Annotated in this window: 31 protein-coding genes; 6 read left to right on the plus strand and 25 right to left on the minus strand. The window is 40.5% G+C overall.

What is annotated here, in order from left to right:
- Window positions 1–37: 37 nt before the first annotated feature.
- Window positions 38–178 carry a sporulation histidine kinase inhibitor Sda gene (locus FAY30_RS17420; RefSeq protein ID WP_149871061.1) on the plus strand — a complete coding sequence of 47 codons (141 nt, stop codon included), beginning with the start codon at window positions 38–40 and terminating at the stop codon, window positions 176–178.
- A gap of 75 nt (window positions 179–253) precedes the next feature.
- Here the strand turns inward: FAY30_RS17420 and FAY30_RS17425 are convergent, their stop codons facing one another.
- Entirely contained in the window at window positions 254–1042 is a 789-nt protein-coding gene (locus FAY30_RS17425) for a phosphatidylserine decarboxylase (protein ID WP_149871062.1), read from the minus strand.
- A 122-nt stretch (window positions 1043–1164) separates the two neighbouring features.
- On the opposite strand from FAY30_RS17425, the gene pssA reads away from it, so the two are divergent.
- Both pssA and sigK read left to right on the plus strand, forming a co-directional pair.
- Complete coding sequence (gene pssA, locus FAY30_RS17430; RefSeq protein ID WP_149871063.1) at window positions 1165–1704, plus strand: CDP-diacylglycerol--serine O-phosphatidyltransferase; 540 nt, start codon at window positions 1165–1167, stop codon at window positions 1702–1704.
- A gap of 157 nt (window positions 1705–1861) precedes the next feature.
- Window positions 1862–2578 carry an RNA polymerase sporulation sigma factor SigK gene (gene sigK / locus FAY30_RS17435; RefSeq protein WP_149871064.1) on the plus strand — a complete coding sequence of 239 codons (717 nt, stop codon included), beginning with the start codon at window positions 1862–1864 and terminating at the stop codon, window positions 2576–2578.
- A 47-nt stretch (window positions 2579–2625) separates the two neighbouring features.
- Here the strand turns inward: sigK and FAY30_RS17440 are convergent, their stop codons facing one another.
- Window positions 2626–3585 (minus strand): F510_1955 family glycosylhydrolase, encoded by a 960-nt coding sequence (locus FAY30_RS17440; RefSeq protein ID WP_149871065.1) that lies wholly within the window; start codon window positions 3583–3585, stop codon window positions 2626–2628.
- Window positions 3586–3772: 187 nt separating this feature from the next.
- Here FAY30_RS17440 and FAY30_RS27240 point away from each other — a divergent pair, with 187 nt between their 5' ends.
- Window positions 3773–3937 carry a hypothetical protein gene (locus FAY30_RS27240; protein ID WP_190284960.1) on the plus strand — a complete coding sequence of 55 codons (165 nt, stop codon included), beginning with the start codon at window positions 3773–3775 and terminating at the stop codon, window positions 3935–3937.
- Window positions 3938–4058: 121 nt separating this feature from the next.
- On the plus strand, window positions 4059–5858 hold the full coding sequence (locus FAY30_RS17445) for a M3 family oligoendopeptidase (protein ID WP_149871066.1): 1800 nt from the start codon (window positions 4059–4061) through the stop codon (window positions 5856–5858).
- Between the two features lie 427 nt (window positions 5859–6285).
- Here the strand turns inward: FAY30_RS17445 and FAY30_RS17450 are convergent, their stop codons facing one another.
- From FAY30_RS17450 to mtnN, 7 genes are all read right to left on the minus strand, one after another.
- Window positions 6286–6426 carry a YrzI family small protein gene (locus FAY30_RS17450; RefSeq protein WP_149871067.1) on the minus strand — a complete coding sequence of 47 codons (141 nt, stop codon included), beginning with the start codon at window positions 6424–6426 and terminating at the stop codon, window positions 6286–6288.
- A gap of 30 nt (window positions 6427–6456) precedes the next feature.
- Window positions 6457–6597: a YrzI family small protein gene (locus FAY30_RS17455; protein ID WP_149871068.1), complete on the minus strand. Its 141-nt coding sequence runs from the start codon at window positions 6595–6597 to the stop codon at window positions 6457–6459.
- A gap of 28 nt (window positions 6598–6625) precedes the next feature.
- Window positions 6626–6766, minus strand: a complete 141-nt coding sequence (locus FAY30_RS17460) for a YrzI family small protein (protein WP_149871069.1) — start codon at window positions 6764–6766, stop codon at window positions 6626–6628.
- Between the two features lie 450 nt (window positions 6767–7216).
- Window positions 7217–7477, minus strand: a complete 261-nt coding sequence (locus FAY30_RS17465; protein WP_149871070.1) for a YrhC family protein — start codon at window positions 7475–7477, stop codon at window positions 7217–7219.
- 141 nt (window positions 7478–7618) lie between these two features.
- A complete protein-coding gene (locus FAY30_RS17470) occupies window positions 7619–8752 on the minus strand; it encodes a bifunctional cystathionine gamma-lyase/homocysteine desulfhydrase (protein ID WP_149871071.1) in 1134 nt (377 codons plus the stop codon).
- A gap of 1 nt (window position 8753) precedes the next feature.
- Window positions 8754–9677, minus strand: a complete 924-nt coding sequence (locus FAY30_RS17475; RefSeq protein WP_149871072.1) for a PLP-dependent cysteine synthase family protein — start codon at window positions 9675–9677, stop codon at window positions 8754–8756.
- 21 nt (window positions 9678–9698) lie between these two features.
- On the minus strand, window positions 9699–10391 hold the full coding sequence (gene mtnN / locus FAY30_RS17480; protein WP_149871073.1) for a 5'-methylthioadenosine/S-adenosylhomocysteine nucleosidase: 693 nt from the start codon (window positions 10389–10391) through the stop codon (window positions 9699–9701).
- A gap of 285 nt (window positions 10392–10676) precedes the next feature.
- Here mtnN and FAY30_RS17485 point away from each other — a divergent pair, with 285 nt between their 5' ends.
- Entirely contained in the window at window positions 10677–10880 is a 204-nt protein-coding gene (locus FAY30_RS17485; RefSeq protein WP_149871074.1) for a DUF2536 family protein, read from the plus strand.
- Between the two features lie 35 nt (window positions 10881–10915).
- On the opposite strand, the gene FAY30_RS17490 is transcribed toward FAY30_RS17485, so the two are convergent.
- The 16 genes from FAY30_RS17490 to FAY30_RS17565 all read right to left on the minus strand — a co-directional run bounded on the left by FAY30_RS17490 (window position 10916) and on the right by FAY30_RS17565 (window position 25199).
- Window positions 10916–11566, minus strand: coding sequence for a YrrS family protein (locus tag FAY30_RS17490; protein ID WP_149871075.1), 651 nt, complete (start codon window positions 11564–11566; stop codon window positions 10916–10918).
- Window positions 11567–11641: 75 nt separating this feature from the next.
- Window positions 11642–13402, minus strand: a complete 1761-nt coding sequence (locus FAY30_RS17495) for a peptidoglycan D,D-transpeptidase FtsI family protein (protein ID WP_149871076.1) — start codon at window positions 13400–13402, stop codon at window positions 11642–11644.
- A 75-nt stretch (window positions 13403–13477) separates the two neighbouring features.
- The gene (gene greA / locus FAY30_RS17500; RefSeq protein WP_149871077.1) at window positions 13478–13954 is read right to left on the minus strand and encodes a transcription elongation factor GreA; all 477 of its coding nucleotides are present in this window, start codon (window positions 13952–13954) and stop codon (window positions 13478–13480) included.
- Window positions 13955–14104: 150 nt separating this feature from the next.
- On the minus strand, window positions 14105–14740 hold the full coding sequence (gene udk / locus FAY30_RS17505; RefSeq protein ID WP_149871078.1) for a uridine kinase: 636 nt from the start codon (window positions 14738–14740) through the stop codon (window positions 14105–14107).
- Between the two features lies 1 nt (window position 14741).
- Window positions 14742–16013 (minus strand): peptidase U32 family protein, encoded by a 1272-nt coding sequence (locus tag FAY30_RS17510; RefSeq protein WP_149871079.1) that lies wholly within the window; start codon window positions 16011–16013, stop codon window positions 14742–14744.
- A 16-nt stretch (window positions 16014–16029) separates the two neighbouring features.
- The gene (locus FAY30_RS17515; protein WP_149871080.1) at window positions 16030–16959 is read right to left on the minus strand and encodes a peptidase U32 family protein; all 930 of its coding nucleotides are present in this window, start codon (window positions 16957–16959) and stop codon (window positions 16030–16032) included.
- Entirely contained in the window at window positions 16956–17606 is a 651-nt protein-coding gene (locus FAY30_RS17520) for an O-methyltransferase (protein ID WP_149871081.1), read from the minus strand. The genes FAY30_RS17515 and FAY30_RS17520 overlap by 4 nt, the downstream gene beginning before the upstream one ends.
- A 245-nt stretch (window positions 17607–17851) precedes the next feature.
- Window positions 17852–18988, minus strand: a complete 1137-nt coding sequence (gene mltG / locus FAY30_RS17525) for an endolytic transglycosylase MltG (protein ID WP_149871082.1) — start codon at window positions 18986–18988, stop codon at window positions 17852–17854.
- Window positions 18989–19164: 176 nt separating this feature from the next.
- The gene (locus FAY30_RS17530) at window positions 19165–19464 is read right to left on the minus strand and encodes a DUF1292 domain-containing protein (protein WP_149871083.1); all 300 of its coding nucleotides are present in this window, start codon (window positions 19462–19464) and stop codon (window positions 19165–19167) included.
- A gap of 12 nt (window positions 19465–19476) precedes the next feature.
- A complete protein-coding gene (gene ruvX, locus FAY30_RS17535; protein ID WP_149871084.1) occupies window positions 19477–19893 on the minus strand; it encodes a Holliday junction resolvase RuvX in 417 nt (138 codons plus the stop codon).
- A 3-nt stretch (window positions 19894–19896) separates the two neighbouring features.
- A complete protein-coding gene (locus FAY30_RS17540) occupies window positions 19897–20163 on the minus strand; it encodes an IreB family regulatory phosphoprotein (RefSeq protein WP_149871085.1) in 267 nt (88 codons plus the stop codon).
- 75 nt (window positions 20164–20238) lie between these two features.
- The gene (alaS, locus tag FAY30_RS17545; protein ID WP_149871086.1) at window positions 20239–22875 is read right to left on the minus strand and encodes an alanine--tRNA ligase; all 2637 of its coding nucleotides are present in this window, start codon (window positions 22873–22875) and stop codon (window positions 20239–20241) included.
- A gap of 334 nt (window positions 22876–23209) precedes the next feature.
- The gene (locus FAY30_RS17550; protein WP_149871087.1) at window positions 23210–24274 is read right to left on the minus strand and encodes an AI-2E family transporter; all 1065 of its coding nucleotides are present in this window, start codon (window positions 24272–24274) and stop codon (window positions 23210–23212) included.
- Between the two features lie 87 nt (window positions 24275–24361).
- Window positions 24362–24496, minus strand: coding sequence for a YrzQ family protein (locus FAY30_RS17555; protein WP_149871088.1), 135 nt, complete (start codon window positions 24494–24496; stop codon window positions 24362–24364).
- A 23-nt stretch (window positions 24497–24519) separates the two neighbouring features.
- A complete protein-coding gene (locus tag FAY30_RS17560) occupies window positions 24520–24711 on the minus strand; it encodes a hypothetical protein (protein WP_149871089.1) in 192 nt (63 codons plus the stop codon).
- A gap of 11 nt (window positions 24712–24722) precedes the next feature.
- Window positions 24723–25199 (minus strand): PRC-barrel domain-containing protein, encoded by a 477-nt coding sequence (locus tag FAY30_RS17565; RefSeq protein WP_149871090.1) that lies wholly within the window; start codon window positions 25197–25199, stop codon window positions 24723–24725.
- Window positions 25200–25232: the final 33 nt, after the last annotated feature.

Genomic DNA, 25232 nt, shown 5'->3' on the forward strand with positions numbered 1-25232 from the left:
AAAAGAACAATTATTTAAATCGGAGGTGGATTCTGACGTGCGGAAATTGTCAGATGAATTATTAATTGAGTCCTATTTTAAAGCAAGAGAATTAAACCTAAGCCCAGATTTTATTGGTCTAATTGAGTCCGAAATCCAAAGGCGATCATTATTCAATAAAATCAAAAAATCCTCATAACCTTCCATACTGCCCTTTAAGGGCCTTTCTTTTTTTTGGCGAAAAAGGAAGTCAATAAAAGCCTCCAGGCACCTGCTATTGTATTTTGGTCAAAACGCCTATCTTTTCCCCGACGCTAATATCTTTAGGAGTCTTAATCGTTGAATCAATTTGAAAAGTTCCCTTTTCAAATAACAGCACAACGGTTGAGCCAAAACTAAAATAGGCCATCTCTTCACCCTTGACTAACTCATATCCCTTATGTGTAGTTTCAATCGAATTAACAAACATGGCTCCAACCTTGACAACCGAAACATGACCAAATACCGTTTTCACTTCCGTTATGACTCTATAGTTCTTAGCAAGTGTTCTGCGTCCATATTTTAACCCTAATTTATTGACGGGATATGATTTTTTTCCAAGTGTCCATTGCTTTGTAACGATTCCATCAACAGGACTATGAATGCGATGATAATGACTAGGACTTAAATATAGAATCATATATGTACCATTTAAGTATTTTGCTAAAATGCTGCTCTCTCCCAACATCTCTTCAATGGAATAGTTTTTACCTTTTACGATGATGTCACTTGTTTCTTTTATCAGCCCAACGTCTTCGATCACGGCATCAACCGGACTAACAACTCCATCATGACTTTTATCGATTTTCCTTGCATCCTTTTTCAACGTCCTAACAAATAAATCGTGAAGGGTGGGAAATTCGGACAACTCCTTTTCCATTTCTTCTTGTTTCAAATGATAAATTTTAGCAAACGATGGTACGGCGAAACGACTGATTTTCGAACGGGCAAACCGCTTCAGAATACCTGATGTCCACTTTCCATTCGTTAATTCAATCAATAGCCGATAAAACCCCTGTATCATAGAACTACCCCCAAATAGTGTAAAAATACTCTTTACGAAAAGACATAAAACGCTTAGAATTAAATAATATAGTATAACAGTATTTGTTTTCCTTCGTCCTCGAGAAAGGAGTGGTGTGGAGAATGTTTTTATTGGATGTATTGGATCAGACTATAAAAAAATTAAAATCTCAAACAGCAAATGTGATGACCTTAACGAATTTATCATTGGGCGGATTTGCAATTGTATTCGGACTGCATGGAAATCTAAGGTTAAGCCTCCTGCTTATTTTTATCGCAGCATTGGCAGATCGATTTGATGGTATGATTGCCCGAAAATTTAATATTGAATCAGAGCTTGGGAAACAATTAGATTCCATGAGTGATATTATATCATTTGGAGTGGCACCTGCACTATTACTATACCAAGGAATTTTACATGAATTTGGCGGACCTGGTTCATTTTTTACAGTATTCTACATCGGTTGCGGTGCATTTAGATTAGCGCGTTTCAATATTACGGAAAGCACTGGATATTTTACCGGGCTGCCTATTACTGCAGCAGGCTGCTTGGCAACCTTAAGCTTTTTAGCCATTCCCTATCTTCCATCCCAAACGTTCTTATTCATCATTATTATTTTATCCTTCCTAATGGTTAGTTCATTTACACTTAGAAAAGTATAAATAAACACAGAAATGACCTGCTTTAGCGTCTTGCTTGGTAAGGTCATTTTTTCATTTTTTAAGCAAATAAATTTTCAGGACAGACACAATTTCCCGATTTCCTCATAGGAATTATTAATAGGCATTTTGCCTAAAAAGAGTACGGGGGTGGATGTGGATGTCTGGAATCTTAACAGCTCTCGGTTATTTAATGAAGGAATTTTTATTTCTTGTTTCTTATGTAAAAAATAATGCCTTTCCGCAGCCCCTATCTGCTGCAGATGAAAGAAAGTATTTACGGTTAATGGCAGAAGGGGATTCGCATGCGCGTAATATGTTAATTGAACACAATTTAAGGCTTGTTGCGCATATCGTAAAAAAATTTGAAAATACCGGGGAAGATTCGGAAGATTTAATCTCAATTGGAACAATTGGGTTAATAAAAGCAATCGAGAGCTACTCAGAGGGGAAAGGAACAAAGCTTGCTACCTATGCTGCCCGCTGTATTGAAAACGAAATCCTGATGCATTTGCGGGCACTCAAGAAGACGAAAAAGGATGTTTCCCTGCATGACCCGATTGGGCAGGATAAAGAGGGGAACGAAATTTCATTAATTGATGTACTGAAATCCGAATCAGAAGATGTAATTGATACGATCCAACTAAACATGGAGCTTGAAAAAATAAAAAAATATATCGAAGTGCTCGATGATCGGGAAAAAGAAGTCATCATTGGCCGATTTGGCCTCGATTTACAAAAGGAAAAAACCCAGCGGGAGATTGCAAAGGAGTTGGGTATTTCTAGAAGTTATGTCTCGCGGATTGAAAAACGCGCACTGATGAAAATGTTCCATGAATTTTACCGGGCAGAAAAAGAAAAGAAAAAGAAGAGTTAACCCACATACAAAAGAGCAGGTACCATCACCTGCTCTTTTGTACGTTGTTACTTACCTTCTTTAAGTAGATTACTCCATTTTCCCCCGCCATCAACGGATTCAAACAAATCATTTTTATAGGTTGTGAAGGCTATTTGGTTTTTACTCTTTGGATTCACTGTTACATAAGTAATAGGATTATCGTAATCAAGAAAGGGAATGGTCATATCTGTTTGTTCCCCAGAGATTGGATTTACTATTTTTAATAAAATTTTATCATTTTCTACACTTGAAAATAAAATTGAGTCCCCGTAGAACGCCAGTGCCGTTACCATAAATGGACCCGTAACCAGCTTCATGGTATTCCCATTGTCTATTGAATAATAAATTCCCGATCTTGTTGCCATCGCAATGGTATTTCCATTATCCGGGTGAACAGCCATCATTCCAAACGAATCGGCTTGGAAATCCTTCAAGGCACTTCTTTTCCAAGTTTCACCGTTATCAATAGAATAATTCACACCTAAACCTAAGTCATCGTTCGGCTGCTCACTTATCACATAAATACCATTCCCCGAATAGCCCGCTGCCGTAAAATGAAAATTAGCTTTACCATAAAAGGCTAATTTTTTTAGGGTCTCCCCTTTATCAGAACTGTGTACTAATCCAAGAGGATCCTTCAAGTTTGTTCCTTTTTGCGGATGACCACTGGCAACGAAGCCCGATTCAACCGCCTGAAAACCGATATAGTCATGTTGACTTGCGGTTGTTTCATACCATGCCCCATCCTTGTACATTTTTAAACCATCATTTGCCGCTACATATAGGGCAGTGTCATTCCCTGGATAGCCGATCCCCCTGATATTTTTCAGCTTAAATGTGTTCGCCTTGACAATATCAAATTTTTCTTTTATTTCTGCCTTCTTTTCTTGATTCGACTTTTCTGCGGTTTCACTCTTGTTTGTGCAGCCAACAGCAAGGAATATGCCTATGAGGAGAGCAAGAAACACTTTTATTTGAACCTTCATTTTTTTCCTCCCGAAAAACTTCATAGTAAACTATGAGATATCCATCCACTTATACCGTAGTCCTAATAAGATTGTCAAATAATTGATTGTAATAATATTTTTTAAATGCTTTATTGACATGCACATTTGCCTATACCGTAAATAATAAGGGCTCATACGCTAATATAAAACATTAAAGGGGGGAAACATGATGCCTTTTGGATATCCTGCTGCTTACGGTTACCCGGCTCCCTATCCTGTTAATCGTGCTCCATATGGCTTTGGTGCCGGTATATGGATTGCAGTGATCATTGTTCTCTTTATTCTGTTATTTATTTTCGGAGCCTGGTGGTGGTATACCTGTTTTTATTAAAGCAGATTACGGCTTATGCGATGAATGCATAAGCCATTTTTCTTGTAGCAGGTACAAAATATAGAATTTTTCGAAAAGTAGACATATAATAAATAGGTACATATATAAAGGAGGTCCAAGAATGACAGCAACTACATATTCAGAAGTCTGGAATCTTGATGTATTTTTTAAAGGTGGAAGTGAATCCGCAGAATTACAGGAACACCTTGTTCAAACCGAAGAATTGATCAAACATTTCGAAGCAAAAGTGAATAACTGGACACCAATTAATTCTCTGGAGGACGGCAAGTATTTGCAAGAATTACTTGCCGATTTGGAAAAATCCGCAAAAAAATTAATTCAAGCTGGAGCCTTTGCCGGCTGTTTACTAGCACAAAAGACTGAAGATAAAAAAGCATATATGCTAGACGCGAAAATAACAAGCTTAAATGCCATTTTCCAGTCTGCACTTGGATCGTTAGACAACCTGCTGACCTCGATTAACGATGTGGTATGGCAGCAGTTAGTAGCTGCTGAACCATTAAACGAACTTGCCTTCGTGTTAACGGAAAGCCGCGAAAAAGCGAAAGAGAAGCTGTCTAAGGAAGAGGAGGCCCTGATTAGTTCCCTTGAAGTGGATGGCTATCACAGCTGGGGCCAGCTGTATGATTTAATTGTCAGCAAAATCAAAGTATCATTTACCGAAAACGGAGAAGAGAAACTCCTTTCTGTCGGCCAGGCCTTCAACAAATTTTCAAGCCCTGACCGCGAAATGCGCTCAAGCGTCTTCAAAAATTGGGAAAAGTCTTGGGAAGAGCAGGCAGATTTCCTTGCGAAAACGTTAAACCATTTATCCGGTTTCCGTTTGAATGTCTATAAAAAAAGAGGCTGGGAAGATGTCTTAAAAGAACCGCTCAGCATCAATCGAATGAAAAAGGAAACATTGGATACTATGTGGGCAGTTATTTCGGAAAATAAACAGAAGCTTGTTCAATATTTAGAGCGGAAAGCAAAGCTCTTGGGACTTGAAAAGATAAGCTGGTTTGACTTAGAGGCACCATACGGGAAATCAGAAACAAAAGTTTCTTATCAAGAAGGAGCCGAATTTATTGAACGAAATTTTGCTTTGTTTGGTGAAAAAATGGCTTCATTTGCGAAAAATGCCTTTGAGGAACAATGGATTGAAGCAGAAGACCGCCCGGGAAAAGCTCCAGGAGGTTTCTGTACCGGGTTCCCTGAAAGTGAACAATCCCGCATCTTCATGACGTATTCCGGGACACCGTCAAATGTTTCAACACTTGCACATGAACTTGGGCATGCGTTTCATTCTTATGTAATGAGGGATATCCCATTTCTTAATTGCAATTATGCAATGAATGTAGCTGAAACGGCTTCCACTTTTGCAGAAATGATTGTGGCAGATGCTTCAGTCAAAAGCGCAAAGGATGAAGAAGAAAAACTTGTTCTTCTCGATGATAAAATTCAAAGAACCGTTGCCCTGCTTATGAATATTCATGCCCGTTTCTTGTTTGAAACCCGTTTTTATCAGGAAAGAAAACACGGAACAGTATCGGTAGAAAAATTGAATGAATTGATGCTAGAGGCACAAAAGGAAGCATACTGTGGTGCTTTAGAAGAATATCATCCATTATTCTGGGCTTCCAAGCTGCATTTCTTTATAACGGGAGTTCCATTCTATAACTTCCCTTATACCTTTGGCTACCTGTTCTCTCTCGGTATTTATGCTGAGGCGCTTGAGGAAGGGAAGGGATATGAAGAAAAGTATATTGCCTTATTACGAGACACTGCCTCTATGACGGTAGAAGAGCTTGCGCAGAAACATTTACAGGTAGATCTGACGCAAAAAGACTTTTGGGAAAAAGCTGTTCACATCTGTCTCGATGATATTGACGAGTTCCTGGAGCTTACTGCGAATAAATAGGTTTTATAACGAAAAGAGCATCGGTGGCTACCCCCGGTGCTCCTTCTTTTTATTCGACACTTATTTCCGCTGAGATTACGCAGCCGATTGCTCCTGTAATAATTAACGCCATCACAACCATGAACATATTCTCCACCCCTTAGATAGATCATGTATTTCTTACTTAAATTTATCATGTTTTCACAGTATCTATCTGAGGGAAAAATGAACATTTTGTTAACAAAGCTTCTATAGGATTAACTACGATTTTTTTTCTTTGGTGTAAAAATTAACGATAATAATAATAAATGTAACGGCATACTTGCTACCTCCTATTTTAGGTTCGGCTAGGTGGTATCCTTCATATCCCATAAACTAGCCCCTCGTCCCTGCATTAGAAAAAACATCATCTCAAAAACCACCTTTCTTCTCATGAATTTTTTACTGCTTACATAATCCGGTACATGGATGCTTGACGATCCTTGTTCTTTTCATAAAGCTTTTCAACCATTTCTTGATGTGCAGCCTCTTCCAGGCTCATTTTTCGTTTATGAATGGTAATCGTTAAAAAGAAAATATTTAGCGTCATTTTGATTCACTTCCTTTTTTTAAAGGATTTTCACATGAAATGATGCATGGAGATTTGACGGTCTTTTGTTTGATCATATAGTTTTTCAACCATTTCCTGGTGAACCGCTTCTTCAAGACTCACTTCTCGTTTTTTAAATGTAATCGAGAAAAATAAGATATTTAAGGTCATTGGATTCACTTCCTTTTTTTATTTGTTATTACATGAAATGATGCATAGAAATTTGCCGGTCTTTGTTTTGCTCATAAAGCTTTTCAACCATTTCCTGGTTTGCCGCCTGTTGAAGGCTCATGGTTCGTTTTTTAATCGTAATCGAGAAAAATAAAATATTGAGGGTCATACATACCACCTCCTTTAAAGTCTTTTTCTTTTTTAAATTCAGCAACATCTTCAAAATATGCAAAACATATCCATTTTGCGAGAAAAAAGGGCACAAAAAGGCCGCAGAAGAATAGGGTCCCTGCGGCTGGCATTTTTTAGACACAAAAATACCGCAAGGCGTCATTCTCCCTGCGGCATGGATATGTATTGTAACAGTACGTTAAGCAATCCATTCCTGTCTGGTCGAATGCGTGATATTCAAATATACAGTTTTCGTGCCAACTACAGCTCCAGTGTTGATTGCCAATAACATCATTTTCTTCGACCTCCTTTGGAATTTTTTACTTACTACGGTAATTATATCCACGGAACATCACTTTGTAAACCTTTTTTCTTAATTTATTTAAAATTAATGAGAAAGCCCGGCTGAAGGTAAAAAAAATAAACGTCCCAAATGGTTAGGAATCGCTTATTTTTTCAAGAATGTATCATCATTGTCAGCCATTTCAGACAGCTTGATCTGACATTGTTTTGATTGAATAAACATAAGAATAGATACTGCTAAAAAGGACAAAGAGGAAAGAATCATCACATTTATATCCATTTCGCTTTTCGCATCTGATGGAATAATCACACCTAGATAGAAAAATATGCCGCAAGCCAATAAGACAGTTCCAAACCGTTTAAAATCCATCATTTTTTCATAAAGATTCTTCATTTCATGTTTCACTGTTTACCACCTGCTTTTCTTAAAATCTACTAACCTACTTTATCACAGAATATCAGGAAAAAGAGGATGTAAATTATAGAAAAACACAATGTGCGAAACCACACAAAAAGAGGTCTGATCAACAGATCAAACCCCTCTTTCTTATTCTAATGCCTGTGTGAGATCCTCAATGAGATCCTCGATATCTTCGAGGCCGACGGAGATGCGGACTAATCCTTCAGTGATACCCAGTTCTGCTCGTCGGTCAGCTGGAATTGAGGCATGAGTCATTCTTGCGGGAACGGAGATCAGGCTTTCTACAGCTCCAAGACTTTCTGCCAATGTAAAATATTTGACCTTGCTTAGTAAGTGGTCTGCATGTTCAGCACTGCCTACATCAAATGATACCATTCCGCCAAAGCCTCTTGTCTGTTTCTTAGCAATCTCATGATTGGGGTGTGATTCCAAGCCAGGGTAAAATACTTTTTTAACCTTAGAGTGCCCTTGTAAAAATGCAACAATCGCCTTCGTATTCGCTTCCGTCTCTTCCATACGAATACCTAAGGTTTTGATTCCCCTGATTAACAGCCATGAATCCTGTGGCCCCAGAACTCCGCCTGTAGAGTTTTGTACAAAGTGGAGGTCTTCTGCCAGTTGATCGCTGTTTACAACCACTAAGCCAGCCACAACATCGCTATGGCCTCCTATATATTTTGTAGCACTATGGAGGACAATATCAGCACCAAGCTCAATTGGATTTTGCCAATAAGGCGTCGAGAACGTATTATCAACAATCGTTAACAGTCCATGTTCTGTTGCAAGCTTTGCGGTAGCTTCGATATCGGTCACCTTTAATAGCGGATTTGTGGGTGTCTCTAAATATACAGCCCGGGTATTTGGTCTGATTTCACTTTTGATATTCTCTAAATGGCTTGTATCAACGAATGTTGAATCAATCCCGAAACGATTCAATACCTTTGTCATCACACGGAACGTGCCGCCATACACATCATCTGTTAAAATGACATGATCGCCGCTGTTAAACAGCATAATAACTGCAGTGATTGCCGCCATCCCTGAGCCAAACGCAAAACCGGCTTTGCCGCCCTCAATATCTTTAATCAACTCTTCAAGCGCATGTCTGGTCGGATTTCCGGTGCGGGAATATTCGAATCCCTTATGGCCGCCGACACCCGCTTGTTTGTATGTGCTAACTTGATATATCGGGAAAGAAACAGCACCTGTAGCCGGGTCTTCACTAATTCCGCCATGAATCAATTTGGTCTTTCTTCTCATTTTACAATCCCCCCTCAAAGATCTTCTTGCTTAAATAGCGTTCACTGCCGTCTGGGAAAACGACGGCGATATTGGTACCGCCCTTTGCGGCCTTAGCTTCTTTTAGTGCAGCAGATAAGGCGGCGCCAGATGAGCTGCCAACAAGGAGCCCTTCTTTAGCAGCCAACTCTTTAACAAAGTGAAAGGCATCATCATCCGCAATCGTATGAATAGCGTCAAAATAGCCCGGCTCCATAAATGAAGGCAAAAATTCCATGCCTATTCCCTCCGTTTTATGGGGGCCAGATGCGCCGCCATTTAATATGGATCCTTCGGGTTCAACAATGACGGTTTTAATCTGTTGATTTTGTTCTTTCAAATAACGGGCTGTTCCCATGAAGGTACCGCCTGAACCAGCTCCCGCAACAAACACATCAATATCCCCATCGAGTTGTTTCCAAAGCTCCGGACCTAATGTTTTATAATACGTAGCCGGATTGGCTGGATTAGCAAATTGCTGCGGACAATAGGAGCCGGGAATTTCTTGAATCAGCTCCTCTGCTTTAGCAATCGCGCCCTTAATCCCTTGTTCCGCCGGTGTATGGACGATTCTTGCCCCAAGCGCCTTCATGATTGCCTGCTTTTCCATACTAAATTTTTCAGGTACACAAAAAATGACCTGTACCCCTTTATTGATTGCTGCAAGTGCTAAACCTATTCCGGTATTTCCGGCAGTCGGTTCAATGATTGTTCCACCTGGGCGAAGTTTTCCGCTTGAAAATGCCTCATGTAACAGCTCAATTCCAAGCCGGTCTTTGACACTTCCCCCTGGGTTCATGAATTCTAGCTTTGCAAAAATGCGAACATCTTCAGGCAATGAAAACTGTGTAATTTCAACAACTGGTGTATGCCCAATTAATTCATGTACATTTTTGTAGACTTGCATCTCTCCACCCCTATGTGCTATTTAAAGCGCAGCCACCATTTTCATCACCAATGTAGCGGAATTCGTCGCTGCCTTATCAATAAATTGATCAAACGAGATTTCGGATTCTTTCCCGGCAATGTCAGAGAGGGAGCGGATAATCACAAAAGGAACCTCAAAGCGGTGGGCCACTTGTGCGATTGCTGCTGCCTCCATTTCTACCGCTTGTAACTCCTCAAATTTCGAACGAACAAAATCGACGCGAATCGGGTCTTCCATAAAAGAATCGCCCGTCACAATCAAGCCCTTCACAATTTGGAAATTCTCGAGTTCCTTCGCAGCAGCTTCTGCCACAGACATTAATTTTTCATCAGCAGTAAATGCAGCCGGAAGCTGCGGTACCTGACCGTATTCATAGCCAAAGGCTGTCACATCTACATCGTGATGGCGGACTTCAGTTGATATAACGGCATCACCTACATTCAGCGCAGGATTAAAGCCTCCAGCTGAACCAGTATTGATAATGTAATCCGGTTTATATTTCTCAAGCAGGATGGTGGTTGACATAGCAGCGTTAACCTTGCCAATCCCGGACCGTAGCAGGATCACATCTGCACCGTGCATTTTTCCAAATGTAAATTCACAGCCAGCGACTGTTTCTTGTGTTTGCTCTTCAATATTGTCTCGTAGTAGGGTAACTTCTTCTTCCATTGCTCCGATAATTGCAATTTTCATTACGTAACCTCTTTCTTAATGTTCTCCACTAACATATTATTATCTTCTGCGGTTTCTTGCATCGTATCCGCAAACATTATTCTACCATTTTTTAAAAGCAGCTTGCTATTGGAAGACGCAAGCTTTTTTCGCCTATAAAAGTGTTTCTGAAAATAATACATAATTCCTATAAATATACTATGAATTAAACTGATATCATGTTATCAAACTTTATACTTTTCTTCAAATACATTGCCAATATGGAAAGTAATAACTAAAATAATCGTATAGAAGGGATTGATCCAAATGAATTTTCAATTTGATTTAATCGAGGATAAAGTTGAATTTTTCGAGGCCGAAAACCTTAAAACACTGCAAAAAAAAATTGAATCACAAATTGATGAGAATAGAGCTATTTTACTCTCTGTCCACTCCGTTTCCCACCAAATGCATGTTAACGAAAATGGACATACATATTTCTCAGCCGTAGTTCATTTTAAAAAGAAATAAGGATGGAGCCATTATGTTGGCCCATCCTTATTCTCTTATTGCTTGATGACTTTGGTCGGTTTCCAGCCTTGCCCGTCCACCCACTCGATAAAAACTTGAAATTTTTCCTTTGTGTCTTTTGCAGCGACAGTGCCTACGGAGGCATTCGTCTTAGATTGATCCCTGCCAAGCCAATAGACAGTCATATTACCTTGATCTATCCCGGTAGCATATGAGATGGCATTAAGCATTTCATCCCAATCTACTCCGCTATATACAGGTGTGTGTTCTCCAGTTTGGACTGTGCCAACGGGTTTCCAAGACGGATTCTCGATGGTTTTGCCATCCTCAGAAACCACTGCCTGTGAATCATCCGCCTCTTCAGGTGCAGCGGTTTCCTCACTTTCTTGTTTGTCTTCCACATCTTTGTCGGAAGAACTGTCATTCTTTGCGGCTTTTTGCTCTTGTTTTTCCTTTTGCTCTTTACCTGCCGTGTCCTTCTGTTCTTTATCTACTGTTTTCGTTTGTTCTGTTTTTGGACTTTCCTTCTTTGGTGCGGCTTTGTCATTTCCTGATGCGAAAATATTGTATGCAACAAAAATAATTAATAGCAGCACAATGACAATTAAACTATTTAAGACGAGATTCGTTTTTTTCCTTTTCGCGCGATAACCTGAACGCGAATTAGACTTAAAATCATTACTCAAGTTTATCCCTCCGTAAAATAAGGCTCTCAATATTCTAACATGATTTCATAAGAACTTGAAGGAAAAACCATTTCATCACTCTTGCTTAGAATCTCTTTCATACAGCATCTTAACCATATCAGCAAATAACAAGTTCACTCCGCCCTCCGAATCCAATACATCTAAATTCACGGTCACCAAGGCGTATTTAGGTTTTTGATAGGGAAAATATCCGGCAAACCATTTATTATGCAACTGCCTGCCATCGTCAAATTTCCCAGTTTCAGCGGTACCTGATTTTCCGGCCACCTCAAAGGGGAGATCTTTAAACCATCTTCCGGTGCCACTCGGGTTTAGCACCACTTCCCGAAGCAATTTTTGCAGTTTCATTGCCGTATAGGGAGAAATGGTGTCCCCCTTTAAGCTTTCTTCAGGAAAATCAACCATCGTCGTACCATTTTTATATTCGATCTTTGAAACGGCCCTTACCGCCTCTTTTTTACCTCCTCTGGCGATTGTAGCCATCATATTGGCGGCAGCTAAAGGAGTGACGCGGACTTCATGCTGGCCAATTCCAGACATGGCAGCAAAATTAGCATCCTTTCTAGCTTCATCAGACAAAAAGATTCTGCCCTGATCTTCATTTGTAAATTGTTTGAAGTTACTTGTATGGTAAATGTCTCCTTGCCAGCCTGTCGCACCGATCAGCGACAATTTGCCCGCATACTCTTCTAATATGTGTGGATTCGTTTTTTGTAATTCCCTTGCCAGCTCGCCAAACGTTCGGTTACAGCTTCGAGCAAAACTATTTGTAAAATCCAACATCCCATAGTTGTATTTTAGTTCAGGTTTTCCGTTAATTTTTTTACTGCAGTCAAATAGACGCGTTGGGTTATCTAGATTTTGATCTATTGCTGCAGCAGCAACAACCGTTTTAAAAACTGACCCGGCAATTTGCTGCTTCAACATCATATTTGTAATTCCTCCGCTGCCGTAGGGATCCTTTTTATTAATTGTTGGCCGCGAAACCATCGCCAGCACGGAATTATTTTCAATATCAATGAGAACCAGACCTCCCTTTTTTACTTGATAACGGTCAACAAGGTTCTCCGCTTCTTGCTGGATACTTTTATCAAGGGTTGTCCGGATATTTACAGGATAAAAGGGATTTGCCGGATCAACATATTTAACGTTGATTCCGAATAACGGGCCGCCTGTCCCGTCCACATGATAAACAAGCTTTGATTTCCCTTCAGGAAGCAAAAATTCATCAAAGCTTTCCTCAAGGCCAGAGACACCTAGCAAGGTTTTCTCTGACAATTCTTTGTCAGGATACCGTTTTTTTAATTCCTTTGGATTTTCCCCAGTCAAGCCAATTAACTGTTCCGCAGGAATACTTGAACGTTCAAACTTCTTTTCAATGGCAAACACTCCAGGTATTTTTAAAGCATTGATTTTTTCCATTTGCGACACAGTCAATTCAAAAGGCTGAGGGTCTCCATAAGCAAACGGTTTTTTTGCCCCTTCTACAGCATTTTTCAGCACTTGAACCGGAATTCCGGAAATCTCTGAAACCTTCTCCGCCTCCCAATCCAGCTTTTTTAAAAAGGGAAAGAGGACAAGGACCGAAACCTTTTTATGTGTCAGCATGGTCCCATTTCGATCTAAAAAGTTACCTCTGCCATTATCAATTACCAATTCCTGCGTTCTTTGCTTCACACTTTCTTCAAGTAAATTAACATTATGCTTTGAGAAAGTTTTTGTCTCCATTAATTGAATTTGCATTAGCCGTACTAAAAGCAGTACCAAACCGGTTATACAAATAAAAAGCCATCCAAGTGCCCGTCTTCTCCACATAAAAACACCTCGTCAAAAGTTTTGACGAGGATTTTGAATTTCAAACCATATTCAAATGAATAGTTATAAAACCGACTAATTTATGCTGACAATCCGGACGCTCATTTCACCGCCTGGAGTTTGAACGGAGACTTGGTCGCCCACCTTTTTACCTAAAAGGCTTTTAGCAATTGGCGAGTCGTTTGAAATTTTTCCTTCAAACGGATCTGCCTCGGCACTTCCAACAATTGAGTAAGTTTCTTCTTCTCCATCAGGAAGCTCAACAAATGTTACCGTGCTGCCTAATGAAACAGAATCGCCGGCCATTTCGCTTTCAGCGATAATTTTGGCATTGCGAATCATATTCTCTAATGTTGTAATTCGTCCTTCAACAAACGCCTGCTCTTCTTTCGCGGAATCGTATTCAGAGTTTTCTGATAAGTCTCCGAAACTTCTGGCAATTTTAATTCTTTCTACTACCTCTTTACGTTTTACTGACTTTAAATATTCCAGTTCTTGTTCAAGTTTGTCTTTACCTGCTTGTGTCATTGGGAATACTTTCTCTGCAGCCAAAACCCTCACTCCTTCTAGTCTTCACAATACCCCATTCGAATTGTGTATATACTGTATGTAGTTTGTTTGCCTATGCAAATACATAGGAGCGCGTCCTTATATAGGGCGCGCAGGTTAAATATTTATTTTATCTTTTCTTTTGCTATTGTGTCATAAAAATGACTTTTGTTCAAGAATTGTTTGAATTTTTGTGACCATTATATCTATGGCAACATGGTTTTGCCCGCCCTCAGGGATAATCACGTCTGCATAGCGCTTAGTTGGTTCAATAAACTGATTATGCATTGGACGTACCACATTTAAGTATTGTGCGGTAACAGAGTCAAAAGTCCGCCCGCGATCTTTAATATCGCGTGTCAGCCGACGGATGATTCTTAAGTCAGCATCCGTGTCAACGTACAATTTAATGTCCATTAAATTGCGGAGTCGTTCATCCTCGAGCACTAAAATCCCCTCTAAAATGATAACATCCTTCGGTTCTACGGGAATAACCTTTTCTGAACGTGTATGGATGGCATAATCATAAACAGGTTTTTCAATTGCCTCATAACGTAACAGCTTCTCGATATGTTCAATGAGCAAATCATTATCAAATGCAAGCGGGTGGTCATAATTTGTTTTTAATCGTTCTTCAAAAGGCAGATTGCTCTGGTCTTTATAATAATAATCCTGTTCAAGCACCAAAATGGAGTGATCTTTCAAACTTTCATAAATTGCCTTCGTCACACTGGTTTTTCCGGAGCCCGAGCCGCCGGTTACACCAATAACAACAGGTTTCGCTGTCATGCTAGTTCTCCTTTCGCATCATGTTGTTAGGGTATACCGGTTTGTCCAATTTAAATTGCACAATTTGAAGTGGGTGTCTAGCTGCGTCCAATTCATTCCCTTTTTCATCCCAAATTTTATCAATCACGTGTGTAAAGTTTTGAATTTCCGGACCAAAGAATTCGACTTCTTCCCCTGGTTTAAAATGGTTACGCTGCTGCAATGTAACGATTTGCGTTTCCTCATTATAGTCAAGCACCAGGCCGACAAATTCAAACTTTGTCTTCTTGCTATGATTACCAAACATTTGCTCTTTATACCCTGGAATTCCTTCAAAAAATGCAGGTGCCGTTTCCCGGTTAGCGCATTTATCAAGTTCCTCTAACCACTCGCGCTTAATAACAAAATTCTCAGGATCGGCACAATAAGCATCAATCACTTTTCGGTAAATACTTACCACGGTTGCAATGTAATGAATTGATTTCATCCGGCCTTCAATTTTCAAGCTGTCAATTCCAAGCTCGATCATCTGTGGGATCGCCTGAATGAGGTTAAGATCCTTCGGACTCATTGCGAATGGGTCGTCTCCTTCCTCAAAAAGAGCTACTTCCTGATCGCTGTCCTCAAGCTGGTAAAGATCATAATCCCAGCGGCATGACTGGCAGCAGCCGCCGCGGTTGGAATCCCGTGCTGTCATATGGTTGCTCAATGTACAGCGCCCGGAGTAGGCAATGCACATCGCCCCATGAATAAAGGTCTCAATCTCAACATCGACCTTTTCTTTCATTTCTCTGATTTCTTCCGCACTAACCTCACGCGCTAATACAACACGCTCTGCCCCGGCCTCTTTCCAAAACTGGGCTGCTTTCCAGTTAGAAAGTGATTGCTGTGTACTAATGTGGATTTCTATCTCAGGAGCAAGCCGGCGGCATGTTTCAATAATGAGCGGATCCGCAACAATAATTCCTGCTATTCCAGTCTCTTTTAAGCCAAGAATATACTCTTCCAAGCCGGCTATATTTTCATTATGAGCAAAAATGTTAGTTGTCACATAAATCTTCGCTCCGTATTTCTTAGCGAACTCGACTCCTTCTTTCATTTCTTCAAAGGTAAAGTTATCCGCGTTTGAACGAAGACCATATTCTTGGCCCCCGATAAAGACGGCGTCTGCTCCATAATGAACGGCAATTTTTAGCTTCTCAAGATTGCCTGCCGGCGCAAGGAGTTCCGGCTTCTTCATAATGACACGTTTTCCATCAATGATTTCAGAAATTTTATCATTAACTGTATACACGTTTGAACTCCTCCTTTTAATAAACTGTTTCCTTAAAATAAAACCCTGTATCTAAAGACCGATTTGCTGGCTGGATTTCCTCCATTGCCTCAAGCAGCTCGTCCTTTTTATCCTCATACGCATCCGGATCCTCAAAATATAAATCAATGGCTTCACGATAAAGTTTTGTCACAGCCAAAATATATTCAGGTCCCTTTAAAATCCCATCTATCTTAAAGGAATCGACACCGGCCTCTAACATCTCTTGAAGCTCATCAATGATGCAAATATCATTTGGGCTCATAATATGCGTTCCATTCGCATCTTCAAAAATCGGATACTTATTTTCGCGTTCTTTATCGTGCAAGAACATATTTTTTTCTGCTTTACGGTTTTCGACTTCCATAACCTTTCCTTGATACTCATAATAATTCCCAAGAAGGGTCCGTTTTGATTGGAACATACAGCTCATTCCATGAACCTGTACTTCAATTTCCACTTCAGCATTTTCTTTAATTTCAACAATGGCATCCATGTTGATTTCTCGTGCTAAGACAGCCCGTTTCGCGCCTTTTTCACCCCAATAATTACAAGTAAACCAGTTCGTTCCTGTTGTCTCTGTATTCCAATGAAGCTTCAATTCCGGGGCAACTTCTTTAGCAATCATTAACACCGCCGGGTCACCAAAAATAATCGCGTCCGCTTTTGCCTCAGCGATAAAGTGGACATATTCTGAAAGCTCGTCTATTTTTTCATTGTGAAAAATAGCATTCACCGCTACATAAACTTTTTTCCCCATACCGTGCGCAAGTTCAATGGCCTTTTGAACATCTTCACGATTAAACTCCCCTGCTAATCGTAAGCCAAAGCGCTGCTCCCCGACAACAAAGGCATCGGCTCCTGCTTCTGCAAGTGGCAAAATATCGTTTACCGTCAATGGAGTGACTAGCAATTCTGTTTTTTTCATTTCCTCTCACCTCTCCTTTTGCTGATTGCAACCCCGTCCCCCACAGGCAGGATCACGGAGTCATATTCCGGATGATTTAGTAACCAATGATTAAATTCATCTATTTTTTTCACAAGGTTTCTGATTCTTTTGGATTCAATTACATCTTCAGCTACAAGTCCTTTAAACAGCACATTATCAGTAATAATCATGCCATCGTCTCGAAGATATTTTTCATACATCTCAAAGAACTTTTTGTATTGGCCTTTAGCAGCATCAATAAAAATAGCATCGAATGGTGCCCGCCCTTGAACAAAATTTTCAACCTCAAGAGCATCGCCTTCAATGATCGTAATTTGCTTACCTTTAGGTGATCGCCCGATAAATGCTTTTGCAACTTGTATTCTTTCTTCGTCCCGTTCAATCGTAACGATTTCAGCATTAGGCAATGCCTCTGCCATTCGTAACGCCGAATAGCCAATCGCGGTGCCAACCTCAAGAATTCTTTCGGATTGATGGATTCGCAGTAATTGCAGCATGGTTTCAATACCGGCAAGTTCCATAATCGGAACATTATGCTCCTTTGCATAGCTCTCCATCTCGGAAAGCAGGGGAATGCGAGCCGGAATTAGACCTTCAATATAAAAATGCAGCTTCTCATTTAACAAGCTGCCGTCACCTCAATTCATAGAAGCATTTTTACCAAAAATATGCTCTTTAGACATGAAAAAATAGCGTTCACAGAAAATGTTGCAGTTAGCGTAAGGAAGTTTTGGGTTCCGATACGCTATTTTAGGCAGATCCTGCCGCAAATCACCTTACTGTGAGGTACGCTATGAAATACATATTAAAACACCTGAATTATTTTAACATAAAACCAGGGGGAATGCTAACCTTTCCCCCATAAAATCCATTATTTTTTATTGGTAATATGTTTTGCTTTTTCCTGATTATGTTCTTCTAATGTTTTTGTAAAGATAACTGCACCCTCTGCCGTTGCCAGGAAATAATAGTAATCCGTTTCCGCCGGTTCCAGTGCCGCTTCAATAGAAACTTTTCCGGCATTGGCAATCGGACCCGGCGGCAGACCCGTATTTTTATACGTATTATAAGGTGAGTTCACTTCCAAATCATCATATAAAACTTTCTCTTTATGTTTTCCTTGCGCATATAAAACAGTTGGATCGGTTTGTAGCGGCATGCCTATTTTCATTCGGTTATAGAAAACACTTGCGATTGTTTTCCGGTCGGCTTTCCCCGTAGCCTCCTCCTCGATTAAAGACGCCATCGTGAGCAATTGATGAACGGAAAGCTTTTTTTCATTACTTTCCGCCGCATAATCCGCAACCACTGATCTTGTTTTATCAAGCATTGCCGTGACCATTTCATCAACAGTTGGATTTGGCTTATAAAATGGATAGGTCGCTGGATATAAGTAGCCTTCAAGTGGAAATTTTACCGTTGAATGAAGAATTTCATCAGTTAATATATCAGGGTATTTGGCCATTAGTGTACTAATAAATTCTTTATCATTTAATTTATTAAAAACGTCATCTTCTTTTTGGCTTGTTGCTTTTGCCATAATAGCCGCAATTTCCTTCAGCTGCTTTCCCTCTGGAATCGTAATTTTAAAGCTTGCCTTCGCTAGTACTTTACCCGTTTTCAAGCGGCTGACGATTTCAGGAACATCCATCGAAGGGCTAAGCTGATAATCTCCGGCCATAAAGCCGCCTTCATTTTTTAGCTTTACATAATACTTGAATACTTTAGCATTTTTTATAATGCCGTTTGCTACTAATTTTTCTGCAATCCCTGTGACAGATGACCCTAACGGGATTTCGACTGTTTTCTGTTTCTTACTGTTAGCGTCAACAGGTTTAAGTGCTGATTGTATGTAGAGATATCCTCCGCCGCCAATTATGACTATGAATAATACCATTAAGATTGAGATAATTAAAACAATCTTACGAACAATTTTTGCTTCATGGTGCTGCTCAAGCATTTTTTTTCGAATAACCTCTTTCTTTGAGCCCTTTTCGTCTGTTGTCATCTTTTTCCCCCTTCCCATGACCAATGGAACAATAAAATTCGCCCTAATTTTATGTAAATATAAAAAAAGATATCGTAATAATTTCAGCATATACTTCGAAAAATGTCAATTTATCAATGAATTTGTCATATTTTTATATTAAAAAAACCGGTTGCATACGCAACCGATTTGCTTACTTAATGTTCCTCTTGTTCCTCGTTAAAAGTATTAAATACCTCTTCTACCATATCCCACTCTTCGTCCGTTTCGATTTCCATTAATTCTCCGAAACCGCCGTCTTCAGTTGGAATGTATGCATATGTGAGAATATCAATTTCTTCCTCTTCATCCTCATCCGCACCAACCGGATAAAAGAACACATAGGACTTTTCAAATTCGTCTGAATCAAACGTAAAAAGTATTTCAAATAATTGTTCATCGCCATTTTCATCTACTAGTGTGATATAGCGATCCTCATGGTTATGTTCGTGTGTCATATCTTCACCTCATTAATTTTTACTATCAAGATAGCCTTGAAGAATCATCACTGCTGCCATTTTATCGATGACCTTCTTTCGTTTTTTCCGACTGACATCGGCTTCAAGCAATACTCGTTCAGCAGCCATTGTTGTCAGCCGCTCGTCCCATAAAACAGTAGGTACAGCAAACCGGTTCTCGATTTCAGCAGCAAATTGCTGACTGGCTTCTCCGCGCGGACCCACCGTCCCGTTCATATTTTTTGGAAATCCAATAACGACCGTATCGACTTGATACTCACTAATTATTTGACCAATCTCCTCAAAACCAAACTCCTGCTTTTCTTCATTGATTTTGAGGGTTTTAAGGCCCTGTGCCGTCCATCCCAGCTCATCGCTTAGGGCAATACCGACGGTTTTAGAGCCAACATCTAAACCCATTGCACGCATTACTTAACCCTCTCGTTGTTGTTTTAGATAGGATTTGACCAATTCCTCAATAATTTCGTCCCGTTCTAACTTGCGAATGATGTTGCGGGCATCGCGATGCCGTGGAATATAGGCAGGATCGCCCGATAATAGGTATCCGACAATTTGATTGATAGGATTATACCCCTTTTCCTGCAAAGCCTCATAGACTTGAAATAACACATCCTTCACATCATGTTCAAATGGCTCTTCGGGAAAATTAAATCGCATCGTTTTGTCAAATGAACTCACTTCATGCACCTCGCCTTTCTAACAGAGGAGAGAATTGTATTAATTACCTACATTTTACACTAATCTGTCCCATTATCAAATGGATTTTACCCATTCGTCTACGAATTGGAGTGCGGAATCCAATTTTGCAGGATCTTTTCCTCCCGCCTGGGCCATATCTGGACGGCCGCCGCCTCCTCCGCCGCAGCGTGTAGCGACTTCTTTTATAAGTTTCCCGGCATGGTAGCCTTTGTCGATTAAATCCTTTGTTACAGCGGCAATTAGATTTACCTTTCCTTCATGCGCACTGCCGAGAACAATGACAACAGAACCAAGCTTTTGCTTCAGGTCATCTGCCATATTTCTCAAGTTATTCATATCAGCAGCCTGAACCTTTGCTGCTAAGACCGTTACACCGTCAACTTCTTTCGCTTTAGATACAAGGCTGCCCGCTTCAATATTTCCAAGCTTTGTGGCAAGCGATTCGTTTTCCCGCTGCAGCTGTTTCATTTCGATCATTAAACTTTCAATTCGGTTCACAATATCTTTCGGATTTGTTTTAAGCTTCTCAGCTGCATCCTTTAACAAACCAACTTGATCATTTAATGATTTATAAGCTGATTCACCTGTTACAGCCTCAATTCTTCTTGTTCCGGCACCAATTCCGCCTTCCGAAACAATTTTAAACAAGCCAATAACAGATGTATTAGGAACATGACAGCCTCCGCAAAGCTCTAGGCTGTAATCACCAACCCTAACAACACGGACGATATCACCATATTTTTCTCCAAAAAGGGCCATTGCCCCCATTGCTTTTGCCTCTGCAATTGGTTTTAGGCTGATGTCGACTTCGATATTCCGCCAAATCTTTTCATTCACGATTTTTTCAATCTGTTCCAATTCTTCCGGCTGAATTTGACCAAAATGCGAAAAGTCAAAACGAAGACGGTCAGGCTCGACAAGAGAACCAGCTTGGTTTACGTGCTCGCCAAGCACGTCCTTAAGGGCTTGATGAAGCAAATGTGTTGCTGTATGGTTTTTGATAGTCTTGACGCGGTTCTCGGCGTCCACCTTTGCTGTTACCGGCTGGTTCGTTTTTAATGTACCGCTTTTTACTACTACTTGATGGAGGTTTTGACCATTCGGCGCTTTTTGAACATCCTTAACGGCAACGCTGACACCCTCTCCCTCAATTATGCCACGGTCTGCAATTTGTCCGCCGCTTTCTGCATAAAACGGTGTCACATCGAGAATGAGCTGGACTTCTTCACCGCCTAATGCTTCCTCTACAAGTTCGCCATTCTTAATGATTGCTGCAACAGCTCCGCTAGTCTCTAGAGTATCGTAGCCAGCGAATTTACTTTGGACAGTAACATCGCGAAGTACTCCGCCTTGCACCTGCATGGAATCGACATCTTGACGGGCCTTTCTTGCACGGTCACGCTGCTGCTCCATTTCAACCTCGAAGCCTTGATGATCAACCTTCATGCCTTCCTCTTCGGCATATTCTTCAGTCAGTTCTACAGGGAATCCGTATGTGTCATAAAGACGGAACACATCAGCACCTGTAATCGTACCGCTGCCTTTTTCTTTTTCCTTTTTAATGACGCTTGCTAAAATCGCTAAGCCTTCATGAAGGGTTTCGTGGAAACGCTCCTCTTCATTTTTAATGACCTTTTGAATGAATTCGGTCTTGTCCTTTACCTCTGGATAGAAATCATCCATGATTTCACCGACGACAGGAACGAGTTCATACATAAATGGACGGTTGATATTGATTTGTTTCGCGTAGCGGACAGCCCGGCGCAGCAAACGACGCAGCACATAGCCGCGGCCTTCATTGGACGGCAATGCACCATCGCCAACTGCAAATGCCACCGTACGAATATGGTCAGCGATGACTTTGAATGCGACATCGCGTTCTTTATCAACGCCATATTTTTCACCGGATATTTCCTCGACTGCCCGAATGATTGGAATAAATAAATCTGTATCGAAATTGGTAGGAACATTTTGAACAACAGATGCCATCCGCTCAAGTCCCATGCCGGTATCAATATTTTTCTTTGGCAGCGGTGTGTAGGTACCATCAGGGTTATGATTAAATTGTGAAAAAACTAGGTTCCATACTTCAAGATAACGCTCGTTTTCACCGCCTGGGTATAGTTCTGGGTCGCTTGGGTCATCTCCATACTCCTGACCGCGATCATAGAAAATTTCGGTATTCGGGCCGCTTGGTCCTTCACCAATATCCCAGAAGTTCCCTTCAAGGCGAATAATGCGTTCTTCTGGTATGCCAATTGTTTTATTCCAAATTTCGTATGCTTCATGATCCTCTGGGTGAACTGTCACAGATAATAACTCTGGATTCCAGCCAATCCATTTTTCATCGGTTAAAAATTCCCATGCCCATTCAATTGCTTCCTGTTTGAAATATTCACCGATAGAAAAGTTACCAAGCATTTCAAAGAACGTATGGTGACGTGCGGTTTTTCCGACATTCTCAATATCATTCGTTCTAATAGATTTTTGGGCATTTGTGATACGTGGATTTTCAGGGACTACCCGCCCATCAAAATATTTCTTTAAGGTTGCCACACCACTGTTGATCCACAACAAGGAAGGATCATCATGCGGAACAAGAGATGCACTTGGTTCAATAGCGTGTCCTTTTTCTTCGTTAAAAAACTGTAAAAACATCGAGCGGATTTGTGATCCAGTTAAATTTTTCATAGAATTAAGCCTCCTTTTTATAATAAAAAAGCATACAAAAAAGCCCTCATCCCATAGCAGGGACGAGAGCTTGATCTCGCGGTACCACCCTGATTACGAATACAATAAGCTGTATCCATCTCTCAAAAGTGCCTTAACGCGGCACTGACGGCAGTGATTAGCTGCACTCCGGATTAGCTTTCTGTTATCCTTCACCTAGAGCTCCTTTCAGCCGTGGAAGCTCCTCTCTTCTACGCTTTTACACGTTACAGATGGACTATAACATACTTGGGTCCTTCTACATTTTTCAACAAATATTCTATATGACGAATTATAGCCACCCGAAAAACGTTTGTCAATTTGATTCCTTCATTAAATGATTTTTTGCGTGAATGATCCCCACTTTTAGCACAGCCATGATCGGTACCGCCAATATAAGACCTAGAACACCGCCAATTTCTCCGCCTGCCGTTAATGCGGCCATAATGACTAGCGGGTGCATATGCAAACTCTTGCCCACAATATAGGGGGATAAGATATTTCCTTCAAGAAATTGCAGCCCAAACACAATGACTAACGTAATTATCACTAATTTCACCGATGTTGTCGCGGCGATTATGACTGCCGGCACAGCCCCAATAATCGGTCCAAAATAAGGGATTACGTTGGTCGCACCAATAATCAGCCCTAATAATAAGGGGTATTTTAAATGAAAGACCCAAAATAACAGGGCAGAAATACTGCCGATTATGACACAAACAAGGAGCTGCCCCCGAATATAACTGCCAAGGGATTTATCGACATCTTTTAGAAATAATGTCCCCTTCCTGCGCCACTTTTTAGGGGTCATATACCAAACTGCCCGTTTAATTAAGCCAAAATCCTTTAACATATAAAAAGCAATGAAAGGAATAAGCAACATCAATAATGCTGAATTCAACAGGTTCAATAACATATTGACGATAACCGTTAGTAATGAGTCCATCTTTCTCTCGAAGGTATCGATGCCGTCATTCATGCGGGCTTGCAGTCCATCCGGCCATGCCCTTGTATGTGCTTGGAGCTGGTTAATCCAATCGCGGTATTGTTCCGCAAAGACAGGCGCACTCTCGGACAAGTCTTTTAATTGATCAATGATTGCCGGTATCCCTTTATACAATCCCGCGCCGATTCCGCCAAAAAAAATAAAATAAATTAAAATAATTGCAAACCCGCGATGTAGACCTTTTTCATGTAATCTTTCGACGATAGGGTGTAGTAAATAGGTAATAAACCCGCCAATAATAAAGGGAATAATGATGATGGCAGCCATTCTGACAACCGGCATCCACACGAAACTAATTTTTAGAAAAACAAAAATGACAATTAACAAAAGGAGCAAAAAACCGATGCGGTAATACCATTTCATCCGAATATCCACTTTTCATGCCTCCTTTTGGTTAGTTTTGGAGACAATTGGGGAAAATATGCAAATAAAAATCCCCCTCATGCCCGAGGGGGACTACCATTAAAAAATCGCTCGTTTTACTTTCTTTTGCATTCTTTTCATATTGCGGGCAGACATCATATTATTTCGCTGAGCGATATTATAGGCTGCCATTCCCGCACCAAAAGCAATCATCGTTGTCATCATTTTACCCATGCGTCTCACCTCTTTTTTAAAATTTAAAGAGTGTACCGACGTTCTTCTTCTTCAAACAAATCATCCAAGGAACTAAGTGATCCGTCTTCTTCAACTTGATGGGTGTTGATGATTCCCGAGGACACCGAAAGCTCAATAAAACAGTTCCAGCAATAATATTGGTTGATACCAATTTTGCCAATATCTTTACTTTGACAATTGGGACACTTAAACATGAAAAGACACCTCACGTATTATTAACATCTACGATAATGGCATCCTTTCCGATCGCTATGGGCTTCCCGGATTGAATGACTTGTTTGCCTTTCGTGATATCCGAAAAGAAGCCATCCGTGATTTCGTACCCTACGATTGTGCCCACTTCTTCTTGAAAATATACATCTGTTAACAACCCGAGTGACTCCCCGCTCTTTGAGAGCATCATCATTCCGTCTAGTGAATGCTGGTGTGTTAACGTATATTCCGGACTCTCTTTTAACTTTTGTAATAGCCCAGTGTCCTCAATCATAACCCCATCCCAGCCAAATGAGGCCACTTCTTGAATGTCCAGAAAAAAGGATTGTTTGAAGAACACGCCTTTTTTAACCAATAGGCCTTTGACTTTTCCGGTGCTTGAAATACATAGGTCACTAATTTCACCTATTTTTGTTCCGCTTTTCGTTTCAAATACTGGCTGCCCTTTCAATAAAGAAAATGTCCGCAAAGAGTGTCCCACCTCCCGTGAACATTTATAGTT

Origin of the sequence: Bacillus sp. S3 (genome assembly GCF_005154805.1) — a bacterium.
Classification (GTDB): Bacteria; Bacillota; Bacilli; order Bacillales; family Cytobacillaceae; genus Neobacillus.